Genomic DNA, 10,266 nt, shown 5'->3' on the forward strand with positions numbered 1-10,266 from the left:
CCCTACCCGACCTTCCACGAAAGTGACCCTGCGTTGGCAACTCGGGTGGCGGCGCGGGCCGGTGCCGGACTTTTGGATCCGGCTCTGAGCGCCCTATGCTAGTGGATTGATTTTGACATTTGCATCCCCTGGCGGCTGGGATGGGGCTGCAAATGTCAAAATCGAACCACTAGAGCAGCGGCTGAACCACGTCCCACAGCCGTTGTCCCGCGGCCTTCCAGGTGAGCTGCGCCGCGCNGCTGCAAATGTCAAAATCGAACCACTAGAGCAGCGGCTGAACCACGTCCCACAGCCGTTGTCCCGCGGCCTTCCAGGTGAGCTGCGCCGCGCGGGTTTGGCCGGCTGTGGTCATGCGGGCATGGAGGGCTTCGTCTTCGAGGAGGGCGCAGGTCGCGGCGCGGTAGGCGGCCGGATCTTGCGGTGGGACGAGTATGGCGGCATCGGCGCAGACTTCGGGCATCGCGCCGGCCTGCGCCGCGACGACGGGGGTGGCGCAGTGCATGGCCTCTACCGGAGGGAGGCCGAAGCCTTCGGTGAGCGAGGGGAACAGGAACACGCTGGCTCCGGTGTAAAGCGCGCGCAGTTCGCTGTCGCTCACAAAGCCGGTGAACAGGGCGTGCGCGGGCGGCTCCCACCCCTTGGCGCGATAGGTGTCGGGGCCGGGGCCACCGGCAACGACCAGCCGGTGTCCGCTTGGCAAGGGATCGCGCAGCGCGTCGAACACGGCGCGCATGTTCTTGTAGCCCTTGGCCGAACCCAGCGCGAGGACATAGCCGCCATCGGTCAGGCCCAAACGCGCCAGAACGTGAGGGTCGGCGGGCTCCTTGAGCAGATGGTCGGTGCCGTTGTGGACGACGTGTACCCGTTCGGCCGGCGCGATGCGAAAGCGGATGAGGCACTGGCGGGCGAATTCCGAGACGGTGAGCACCCGGCGTGCGCGTTGGCCGATCCAGGGTAGCAGACGGCGATAGGCGGCGGCCTGGCGTCCGGAATAGTCCTGCGGATAGAGGAAGGTCTGTGCGTCGTGGATCATGACCAGGCTGTTGCCGTGCAGCAGGGGCGCGAGGTTGCAAAAGTTCATCAGTAAATTGCCGCGCGCGAGCCAGGGCAGGGTGCCCATTTCCCACCCTTGCCCAGGCCCCAGTGCGCCAGCCGCGATGCGCGGGCGCAAGTGTGGGAATTCGGGCCGTGCCGGGCTGATGCGGGGGCTGAGCAGGCGGGTGGGCACGCGGTGAAGCGCGCGCTGGATCAGCTGTTCGGAAAACTCCGCCGCGGTGCGGTGGACACCGTTGAGCGGGGCATCGAGAAACTTGCCGTTGATGTCGAGGCCACGCATCGTCCTAGCCCGCCTTTCGCGCGGGCGCGGCGTGGCCGCCGGGCCGTACGGCTTCGGCAAAGCGCTGGGCTTCGGCGTAGAGCGCGGCATCGGGAGCATAATAGTCGGCAATGAAGGCTTCGGTTTCGGCGTCGAGGTGGATGCGGCCATAGCGGTTGGCGGCGTTGGCGAAGACCGCGCTGTTCATCCACAACGGATAGATCGCCTTCTTGAGCGCGCTTGGTAGCAGCGTCCGCCCCACGAAGCGAAAGCCGGGTTGCAGCGCGCTGGCCCAGGCCTTGGGCTCGCGCCGGGCGTGGTCGTGCGTGATGTCCAGTTCGATGCCGCACGTGGCGCGGGCCCAGGCGGTGAGCGCATCGCTGCGTTCAAGCGGGAAAAGGGCCGAGACGATGCGTTCTCCGGCAATCTCGGCGTAGTCGACCTGCCGCGAGAAATGGATGTAGGGCATGTCGCAGAACGGGCCGCGACCATCGAGCCAGCGGCAGATCGCGCGGGCTTCTTCGGCCACGGCCGGATCGTCGGCGCGCAGCGCGGTAGCGCCGCCATATTCGCGCATGCGCTGAAGCAGTGCGGAGAAAAAGCGGTCGCGCGGATCGCGCACCATGATGAAGCTGCGCGCCGCGCGCAACTGCGCGAAGCTATGGGGAAAGGCGTGCTGGAGGAACGCCAGCGGGACATGTTCGGGCTGAACCACCCCGAGCCCCGGAAGCGTTTCGATCGGCTCCTCCATCATCTGTTCGGCCCGCGCCTCGTCCACGCCCAGGTCGCGCGCCATGGCCGCGAACGAGAGCGGCGCGCAGGCGCCGAGCGCACGGCGCACGCTTTGCCCCGCGTTCTTGGGTATGTGGATGAAAGCCAGATTGGCGTCTTCGACATAGAGCATGGCAGGTGTCCTGTGGATGGAGCGGAACGGGCGCCGGGTCGGTGGCGGGGGCGGAGCGGGGATCAGCCGGAGAAGACATCGAGACAGAACACGCGCAGGCGAATGGCGAGCGCGAGGAACGGCAAGGCGAGCAAGCCCGCGGCGAGCACGGCAAAAGGCACCCCTTGCGCAAACGGGAGCGCGACATGGGGGAGAACCTCGCTTCGCAGCCCTTCGACACAGACACCGAAGAGCAGCGACAGGACCAGCGCGAGAGCCAGATTGCGCAGGCATCCGGCGATGGCCACGCGGCCGTGGCGGTGCAGCAGGTAGAACGCGAAAAGCGTAGAGCCCAGCGTGACCGCGACTTGGGCCCAGGCCAGCACTTCGAGCCCCCAGGGAGACGTGGCGAAGACCGTCGCCACCGCCACCACGCTCGTCGCCAGGTTGAAGAACATCACCCATTGCGTGCGGCCGAGCGCGGCGAACGCGGGTTCGAGCAGCAGCTTGCCCGATCCGGCAAGCGCGCGCAGCGCCATGGCGTAAGTCACCAGCAGACCGGCAGCGTAGCTGGGGTTGAAGAAGGTGACCACCGCATCGCGCGCGAAGACGACGATCAGCGCGCCGAGAAAGCCGGTCAGCAGCGCGATGGTTCCGGTGAAGCGGGCAAGCACCCCGGCCATGTCACGCTCCGCGCGCGCGGCGGCGCCGAACTGCATGGCGGCGAAGTTCGACATCGGCTGGGTCGCCGCATCGGTCACCGCGGTCGCCATGCGGTTGCCGAAGCGGTAGAGGCCGACTTGCGTCGTCGAATGAAAGATGCCCAGCAACAGGTCGGCGGCGTATTGCGACAGGAAGCTGAGGAAGCGCGAGGCGTAGAGGCTGGCCGAAAAAGCCATCGCCTTGCTCGCCAGCGCGCGGCTGTACAGGAAGCGGGGGCAGTCGCGCCCCAGCACCGCGTAGAGGATTGCCCCCGAAACGACACGGATCGCGCGAAACGCCACCAGCGCGAAGATCGAATGCCACAGCCACAACAGCGCGGCGCCGCCGACCAGCGCGGCCAGGTTCTGCGCGAACATGATGCGAAAATTGAGCATTGCCTGACCGCGCCGCAGCAGCGCGGCCGAGGACCACGCCCCGACACTGGCGAGGGGTTGGGTCACCGCCAGGAAAAGCAGGACCAGCCCCAGATCCGGCGCATCGAACACCCATTCGAGCGGCCAGGCTGCACCGGCGAGGAGCAGCGAGGCCAGGCTCACCAGCCCCAGGATCAGCCAGAAGCAGGTCGACAGAACGAGGCTGTCCTCCTCCTTGGAGGTGAGGATGAACTGGTAGAACCCGGTGTAGGTGAGCGTCTGGATCAGGATGATGAACAGGATCCCCAGGCTGTAGACGCCGTATTCACCGGGTAGCAGATAGCGCCCCGCGAGCAGGGTCATGACGAGCGTCGAAATCTGCTGAAGCGAGCGCGCCAGAAAGGCGAACCCGGCACGCGCGATCTGCCGGTTGGCTTTGAGCAGCGCTTCGCGCCGGCGCAGGGCGGCGGCGATCATCGGGGGCTTGGTCCGCAAGGTGTGTTCATGCGTGCTCGCTTTGCCTGTGGTGGAACGGCGAGGCGTCGTGGCCCCTTGGCCTTTTGTAGAGTTTGCTGCGGCTGCGGTGAATCCGAAGTGCCGCCAACTTGGATGCATTCCCAGGAGCAATCCGGATGGGGCTGGATTAGCCTTGCGGCATCGAAGGGGCGGTCGGTGGATCGCGACAGGCGGAGTTTACGCACGCATGGCAGGGATTTACGCGCGATCGAACCGGGCTGAAGCGGTGGACGCGGGCGTGGCCGTAGCGACAGGCCCGTTCTCGGCTGGCGGTGCGGCGTGAGCGGCCTGGCGTTGCGCGAGAGCGGAAAGCGCGGGCTCGGCTGGCTGGCGGGGCGCGCCTTTGCGCAGTGCAGCTATGCCAACTGCCTCTTCGTGCTGGCGCATATGCGCTGCGGGTCGACCGCGCTGTCCAACGTGATCTGTTCGCGTCCGGATATTTCCGGCTACGGCGAAACCCATGTGCGCCACGATGGACCCGACGCGCCGGGGCGGCTTGCCGTCAATGGCTTGCGGCGGGGGGGATGGCGTGTCTCGGCCCCCTACCAGTTCGACAAGATCCTCCATTCGCGGCTCGATCGCACCGCGCCGCCCGCTTTCTACGATGCGCGCGCGATCTTCGTCGTGCGCCAGCCCGAAGCGACGATCCCTTCGATCGTGCGCCTGTTCGCGAAGCTGGGCCGCAACGAGTACCGCACGCAGGCCGAAGCGGCGGACTATTACATCGAACGCGTGGGCGCGCTGGCCGCGATGTGGCACCGCTTTCCGGCTGAGCGCCGGATCGGGCTGACCCACGGCGCGCTGCTGGCCGATCCCGATGCGCAACTCGCGCGGATCTCGCGCGCGCTGGCGATCGATCCGCCGCTTGAAAACACCTATCGCAGCCACGCCGCCTCGCGCCGGGGCGGCGGTGGAGATCCCTATGTCAGCGCGCGCCATTCGCGGATCGAACCCAGCCTAGAGCCGGTTGCCGCAAACGCGCCGCCGCTCGACCTGCCGCCCGCCACGGCCGACGAAGCGCGGCGGGTGTTCGAACAGGTGGCCGCGCTGTTCCAGCAGCCCTGATCGCGGTGCCGAGGCCCCGAGCAGGGGCGCTGGAGCGGGCCGGGCGTCGCGTCGCGTCGCGGATGCGCGGTCAATGTCTATGTCGATGTCTATGTGGGCGGGGGGCAGCGTGCGAAATGCGTCGCTGGCCGCCGTCGCAGCAGGGTTTTCCCAGGGCACCGGTTGGGGGGGGGCTTTCTGGACTTCGGCGGGGCTCTCCCGGCCGTGAGACGCGCAAAGCTTGCGGCGCTCGGCGGCCGGGGTGGGCTGGGGCTGGTTCCGCTCCGTTCGCGCGAGAGATCACGCAGCGTGTCGCGTGCGTTCAGGCCGCTTGGCGCACCAGCGCCCCGGTCATCATCGCGGGGGGCAGGTAGGGGTTGGTGGTGTGCCAGCTGGGCACCCATTGGCTGGGCAGGTTGCCCCACATGTTGAGCTGGCCGAGCGCGTCGAACAGACCAAGGTACTGAAAATACTGCGCGCCGGGCGCATCCTTGGCGATCGGGCAGCCCAGCGTCACGATGTGAAGCCCTTGGGTGCGACCTTCGGGGAGCGAATGGAGCGCGTTGCCGATCTGGAGCGCGCCCTTGCTGTGCCCGACCAAAATCTCGAACTGGCCGGGCCGTTCGAGCATGAGCGCGTGCAGCACGTCCGATGAGCCCGAGCCGCGCCGGTAGACCGGCGCGCCGCGCAGGGTTTCAGCGCCCGGCGCGCTGGCCGAAAGGCCGCGTCCGAGGCTGGCGATGTCGGGCGCCAGCCCGGCGAGCGCGCTTTGTGTCGCCATCTTGGTGTGCAGATAGTCGAACAGGCCAAAGCCGAACCAGCCGCCCAGGCCCTGCAGGACCATGTCCGCCACGCCGTAGCCCGGAACGATGGCGAGCACCGGGCGGCGCAGCGCGGTGGAGATGGCCCAGGCCATCGCCGCGCTGCCCAGCGCCGAACTGCCCACTCCGGTGATCGTCGCCAGGCGCACCGCACGGGTCTCCTGGTAAGGCGAATCGAGGTAGGCCTGAACGTTGGTGTAGCGGTGAACATAGGGCGCGGTGCGCGCATCGATCAGCAGGAGCGAGCCTTCGGGATCGCTGATCGCGTCAAAGTCGATGATCCGCGACGGCAATTTCGCGTCCGAATCGGCCAGCTGTGCATCGAGCCGGTGCAGCGTCGCGCGAAGATCGGGAACGTCGTAGAATATCGCATCGACGAGCGTGTTGAACAGCCGGCAGGCCGAAACGGCGGGGCGCACCATATCCTTGGGAAGGTTGAAAAGATCAAGAAAAGGATCGTCGTTTGTCGGGGCGTTGTTGGTTTGCTTGAGCATGGTTTATACTCCTTTTGGGAGGTGTTCGCGTCGAATTGATCGATCGGCAATCTCATAGTGGAAGTATAAGTCCAGTTTGCCTGGTTGAAGAAATGAAAAGGAAGGAAGAGCATTTCCTATTTCATTACGGATTTTGCCGGGGTCTTTGTGCAGCGCTGTCGCAAGCTTTCCTGACGGCGCTTTAACGCTTCGTCGCAAGAGGTTTGCAAAGCTTTTCAGCTTAGGGTTACAGCCATCGTCACAGGGAACCGGGATCGGGGTCACATCATGAAGCTTTCGTCTTTCGCGCCGGCGCTTTGCGTGCTGGCCCTCGCGCTGACAGCCGGTTTTACCGCCACGCCCTCGCGCGCCGACGATCCGAACGATCCGGCGATGAAGTCGAAGAAGATGCGCGAGGCGGATGCCGCCGAAATTCGCCGCCTCAATCTGGCCGAGGCCGCCTACGTCCAGCGTCGCGATGCCGAATACGCCCAGAACTGGCAGGCCTGGCGCGCGGCGCGCGCGGGCAGCGCGACAGGGCAGCCTTCGCGCGAAACGGGCGAGACGGCGGCGCTTTCGGCCGAGCGTTACGACAGCTGGCGTGACGGCCGCGACCAGCAGCTGGCCTATTCCTCGGCCAGCGGGGCTCAGTACCAGCAGGACATGCGCGCCTATGAGGATGCGCGCCGCGCCAGCCAGACCGACCGCGATGCCTATGCCCGCGCGCGCAGCGACTACGAGGCCGCCATGGCCGACTGGCGCCACGACGTTTCGGCCTGTCGCGCCGGTGCCTACGAACACTGCCAGCGCTGATCGGCACCGGTTCGGCGCGCGGCGGCGGCCTCCGGCCCCCTTCAATTGCGATTTTACATGGCGCCGGGCGCGGCGTATCAACGGGATTGCCGCTGCGCGCGCAGGCCCGTTGATCGGGGCTGCACGCGGGGCGGCTCGATAAAGAACGTCCCGTCGAGGACGTCTTCGCAAAGGAGAAGGATGATGAACAGGCTTGCCCTCGCGGCGTGCTCGTTGAGCGCGCTGCTCGTTGCCACGCCGGTCCTGGCCGATGTCGTGGTCAAGAAGGCCGAGAATTTCCGTGACAAGACCGTCAACCAGACGCTCGACGTGCGCACGTCGGATCTCAACCTCGCCGATGCGCACGCCTTGCGCACGCTCGACAACCGCCTCGCCGCGGCGGTGCGCGAGGTCTGCGGCTATGCGGAGGTGCGTCAGCCCGCCAATTGGGCCGACATGATGCAGTGCCGCAAGGACGCCAGGGCCAGGGCCGAGGCCGATCGCGACGCGCTGCTCGCCGCCCGGCTGGCGGCACGGGGCGATCCCGCCGCGCTTGCCCGGCTCGAGGGAACGCCCTTGCGCGTGGGCGGCTGATCGCGCCGCCTTTGCGCGCGTGATGGATGTCCGTCGCGATCGCTCCTGCCCCGCGTGCGGCAGGAGCGATCCACGGCAATGCTTTGCACGGGCGTCCGCATCGGTATTTGGACTTGCCTGTGGGGCGCGAGCGACTAGGCAGGGGGGGCACTCCTGCGTCTCATCTTGCCTTGAAGGATTTTCCGATGCGCCGTCCTGTCCGCTCCGCGCTGGCCCTCGCGCCGTTTTTCGCCGCGCTGATGGTGCCCCCGGCGAGCGCGCAGGCCCCGGCCTCTCCGGCGACCCCCGCACCGGCCCCCGCACCGACCAAGGGCGATCCGGTCGCCGCGCGCGTGCGGCTCAACACCGAGCAGGGCGAATTCGCCCGCCGGCAGCTTGCCGAGACCGCCGCCAGCCAGAAGGCGCACGACGATGCCCAGGCCCGCATCGCGCAGGATCAGAGCATGTACGGCGCGCTGCGCCAGGAATACCCCGAGCTGGAACAGCGCTACGCGGCGGCCAAGGTCGACTGGCAAAAGGCGGTCGAGGCCTGCGCCCAGCGCGATCTGACCCATTGCCCGACCGCGAACCAGGCGGGCGCTGGCGCCTCCGGGGCCAAGCCGAAAAAGAACTGAACCGGGATCAGGCGGCGGGGCCGGGGCCCACGGTTCCGCTCGTTTCCGCTTCGGCGTCCTCATCCTCGCCGCCGTCTTCCGGATCGTCGAGGATCGGCTGCGCCGGGCGCGAGATCGCACGGCGGCTGCGCGGGGCAGCAAGGGGTGCGTCCGATCCGGCGCCATCCTCTTCTCCGCTTCCCTCGCGCACGAGATGCAGCGTGCGGGTGGGAAAGGCGATGCCGACCCCGGCCCGCTCCAGCCGGGCGAAGATCAGCAGCAGCAGGTCCTGCTGGATCACCAGACTCTCGTCGTAGTCGGCCGCTTCGATATAGGCGAAGATCGCGATGTCGAGCGAACTGGCACCAAAGGCGACGAAGCGCGCGCGGTAGCCGGGCCGCGCGATGCGATCGTGGTTTTCGAGCACGCTTTCGATCGTCTCCACCGCCTCGAGCAGCTTGGCCGAGCCGATGCCGTATTCGACCCCGATCGTGGGGTTGAACAAAAAGCGGTCGCGCCGCGCGTAGTTCTCGATCTTCTGGGTCGACAGGTCGCCGTTGGGGATCGTCACCACGGTGCGCTGGAGCGTGCGGATGCGGGTCGAGCGGATGCCGATGTCCTCGACCGTGCCGAGCACGTCGCCGATCTTGCAGAAATCTCCGATCTGGACCGGTTTGTCGGCGATCAGCGAGATCGAGCCGACGAGGTTCTCGACCGTCTTCTGCGCGCCGAGCGCCAGCGCGATGCCGCCGATACCCAGCGCCGCCACCCCCGTCGTCACGTCGATCCCGAAGGTGTCGAGGATCGCGACGAGGACTCCGAAGGCGAGCAGGATCTTGGCCGCGCGGCGCAGCAGCGAGACCACCGAGACGACCTGGCGTTGCCCGCGCGTCTCCATGCGCCAGATCACCACGTGGCTGATCGCATCGATCAGGCGCATCAGGAACCAGGTCAGCGCGATCGCCGCGAAGATGCCGATGTACTTGAGCATCCACTGGCGCGCGACGATCGAGACCGGCAGGCTGTCGGCCCAGATCTGGAACACTGCGGTCGCCAGGAACAGGCTGAGCGGCGGCATGGCGGCCTTTGCAAAGCTGAACGCCGCGCTCGTCTCGCTGCCCCTGGTCAGCCGCCGCGCGACCAGCAGGACCAGCCCGGACAGCAGCTGGAAGCCGAGGAACACCGCCGCGGCCAGGCCAAGCAGGATGCCCCAGTCCTTGAGCGAGGCGCCCGCGACTTCGACGCCGCCATCCTCGAGCGTGGTCGTCTTCGGGTTCATCCGGCCGACGATGTCGCTGGTCTGGCGCGAGATTCGCCAGATCATCGTGCCGCCCGCGGCTTTGGACCGGGTCAGCATGATCGGCGTCTTGCCCTTGTCACCCAGGTTTCCGACGTATTCCTGGCTGGCGGGCAGATCGTCGTCGAGCACGCCTTCGGGGCTGTCCGACAAGGTGGCGAAGGTGTTGAGCGAGCCTCCCTTGTTGAGCACCGCCTCGAGCTGCTCGGCGCGTTCGGTGCCGTTGGCGCTATCCTCGAAATAGTTGCCCGCTTCCTTGTAGTCGCCATCGGCGAGCCGCTCGATCAGCGCGGAAATCATGCTGCGCGGGGTCTCGCGGCCGTAAGGGTCAGCCGCTTGCGTGGTGGCGGTGGCGGCTGTCCCGCTCGCCGATGGGGTGGACGATGCGCTGGTTTCTCCGGTCACCGCGGCCTCGACGCTCTGGAGCGGGGAGGTGGCCGCCTGGGCCAGGCTCGCGCCGAGCGGGGCGGCAAGGACACTCGCGGTCAGCGCGGCGACGAGCGCGGGGCGCAGGCCGGCGAATACACGGGCCGATCGGTTGAGCGGGGTCTTCCAGACCATGGGCTGATTTAAACTCCTGTCGCGAGACGCAGTAGCGGCTGGCTGGGACACGGCCAACACGGGCAAGTCCTTGCTAACGTCGGGCTGGCGCGCCGGTTTCCGTCACCTTTAACGTCCCGTCCGCATGGCGCAACGCCGCGCCGAACCGCGGCCTGTTTCGTCGACCGGGCCTGACCGGTTCGTGGGGGCGGGGCGGCATGTCTAGCGCGGCCAGGTCGCGACGATGCCCATCACACCATGGACGATCAGGGCTGCCGCGATCAGCCGCCCCGCGCCGCGCACCGCGCGCGCGAGCCCCTCG

The 10,266-nt window shown here is 67.6% G+C and carries 9 protein-coding genes; 4 read left to right on the top strand and 5 right to left on the bottom strand.

Annotated elements, in window-relative coordinates; genetic code table 11:
* Positions 1-262 precede the first annotated feature (262 nt).
* The 3 genes from MTR62_RS12595 to MTR62_RS12605 form a co-directional block, all read right to left on the bottom strand.
* Complete coding sequence (locus MTR62_RS12595; RefSeq protein WP_244021396.1) at positions 263-1,336, bottom strand: glycosyltransferase family 4 protein; 1,074 nt, start codon at positions 1,334-1,336, stop codon at positions 263-265.
* A 4-nt stretch (positions 1,337-1,340) separates the two neighbouring features.
* The gene (locus MTR62_RS12600; protein WP_244021398.1) at positions 1,341-2,219 is read right to left on the bottom strand and encodes a sulfotransferase family protein; all 879 of its coding nucleotides are present in this window, start codon (positions 2,217-2,219) and stop codon (positions 1,341-1,343) included.
* A gap of 62 nt (positions 2,220-2,281) precedes the next feature.
* Entirely contained in the window at positions 2,282-3,769 is a 1,488-nt protein-coding gene (locus MTR62_RS12605; RefSeq protein ID WP_244021400.1) for an oligosaccharide flippase family protein, read from the bottom strand.
* Between the two features lie 300 nt (positions 3,770-4,069).
* Here MTR62_RS12605 and MTR62_RS12610 point away from each other — a divergent pair, with 300 nt between their 5' ends.
* Positions 4,070-4,855 carry a sulfotransferase family protein gene (locus MTR62_RS12610; protein WP_244021402.1) on the top strand — a complete coding sequence of 262 codons (786 nt, stop codon included), beginning with the start codon at positions 4,070-4,072 and terminating at the stop codon, positions 4,853-4,855.
* A 301-nt stretch (positions 4,856-5,156) separates the two neighbouring features.
* On the opposite strand, the gene MTR62_RS12615 is transcribed toward MTR62_RS12610, so the two are convergent.
* Entirely contained in the window at positions 5,157-6,149 is a 993-nt protein-coding gene (locus MTR62_RS12615) for a hypothetical protein (RefSeq protein WP_244021404.1), read from the bottom strand.
* 267 nt (positions 6,150-6,416) lie between these two features.
* Here MTR62_RS12615 and MTR62_RS12620 point away from each other — a divergent pair, with 267 nt between their 5' ends.
* The 3 genes from MTR62_RS12620 (at position 6,417) to MTR62_RS12630 (ending at position 8,128) form a co-directional block, all read left to right on the top strand.
* Positions 6,417-6,941, top strand: a complete 525-nt coding sequence (locus MTR62_RS12620; RefSeq protein ID WP_244021406.1) for a hypothetical protein — start codon at positions 6,417-6,419, stop codon at positions 6,939-6,941.
* Positions 6,942-7,124: 183 nt separating this feature from the next.
* Entirely contained in the window at positions 7,125-7,514 is a 390-nt protein-coding gene (locus MTR62_RS12625) for a UrcA family protein (protein WP_244021408.1), read from the top strand.
* Between the two features lie 185 nt (positions 7,515-7,699).
* The gene (locus tag MTR62_RS12630; RefSeq protein ID WP_244021410.1) at positions 7,700-8,128 is read left to right on the top strand and encodes a hypothetical protein; all 429 of its coding nucleotides are present in this window, start codon (positions 7,700-7,702) and stop codon (positions 8,126-8,128) included.
* A 7-nt stretch (positions 8,129-8,135) separates the two neighbouring features.
* Here MTR62_RS12630 and MTR62_RS12635 read toward each other — a convergent pair whose 3' ends face one another.
* Positions 8,136-9,965, bottom strand: a complete 1,830-nt coding sequence (locus MTR62_RS12635) for a mechanosensitive ion channel family protein (protein WP_244021412.1) — start codon at positions 9,963-9,965, stop codon at positions 8,136-8,138.
* Positions 9,966-10,266: the final 301 nt, after the last annotated feature.

The sequence above is a fragment of the Novosphingobium organovorum genome (genome assembly GCF_022832435.1).
In the GTDB taxonomy this organism is placed as follows: Bacteria; Pseudomonadota; Alphaproteobacteria; order Sphingomonadales; family Sphingomonadaceae; genus Novosphingobium; species Novosphingobium organovorum.

Coding starts and splice junctions, on each gene's coding strand:
- MTR62_RS12630 (WP_244021410.1), top strand. CDS start 7,700: ATGCGCCGTCCTGTCCGCTCCGCGCTGGCCCTCGCGCCGTTTTTCGCC.
- MTR62_RS12620 (WP_244021406.1), top strand. CDS start 6,417: ATGAAGCTTTCGTCTTTCGCGCCGGCGCTTTGCGTGCTGGCCCTCGCG.
- MTR62_RS12595 (WP_244021396.1), bottom strand. CDS start 1,336: ATGCGTGGCCTCGACATCAACGGCAAGTTTCTCGATGCCCCGCTCAAC.
- MTR62_RS12635 (WP_244021412.1), bottom strand. CDS start 9,965: ATGGTCTGGAAGACCCCGCTCAACCGATCGGCCCGTGTATTCGCCGGC.
- MTR62_RS12615 (WP_244021404.1), bottom strand. CDS start 6,149: ATGCTCAAGCAAACCAACAACGCCCCGACAAACGACGATCCTTTTCTT.
- MTR62_RS12625 (WP_244021408.1), top strand. CDS start 7,125: ATGAACAGGCTTGCCCTCGCGGCGTGCTCGTTGAGCGCGCTGCTCGTT.
- MTR62_RS12600 (WP_244021398.1), bottom strand. CDS start 2,219: ATGCTCTATGTCGAAGACGCCAATCTGGCTTTCATCCACATACCCAAG.